Annotated in this window: 1 protein-coding gene; it reads left to right on the top strand. The window is 39.5% G+C overall.

The window, feature by feature from the left end; genetic code table 11:
- Positions 1-66: 66 nt before the first annotated feature.
- A partial coding sequence (gene rlmH, locus IDG60_RS02725; RefSeq protein ID WP_206160474.1) for a 23S rRNA (pseudouridine(1915)-N(3))-methyltransferase RlmH occupies positions 67-425 on the top strand: 359 nt, incomplete at its 3' end.

Below are 425 nucleotides of genomic sequence, written 5' to 3'. Positions count from 1 at the left end.
AGTGTGAACAAGTTAATAACTTGTGGATAACTGGAAAGTTGATAACAATTTGGAGGACCAAACGACATGAAAATCACCATTTTAGCTGTAGGGAAACTAAAAGAGAAATATTGGAAGCAAGCCATAGCAGAATATGAAAAACGTTTAGGCCCATACACCAAGATAGACATCATAGAAGTTCCAGACGAAAAAGCACCAGAAAATATGAGCGACAAAGAAATTGAGCAAGTAAAAGAAAAAGAAGGCCAACGAATACTAGCCAAAATTAAACCACAATCCACAGTCATTACATTAGAAATACAAGGAAAGATGCTATCTTCCGAAGGATTGGCCCAAGAATTGAACCAACGCATGACCCAAGGGCAAAGCGACTTTGTATTCGTCATTGGCGGATCAAACGGCCTGCACAAGGACGTCTTACAACG

This window comes from Staphylococcus sp. EG-SA-2, assembly GCF_017152085.1.
This window is presented reverse-complemented; position numbering and strand designations above follow the sequence as displayed.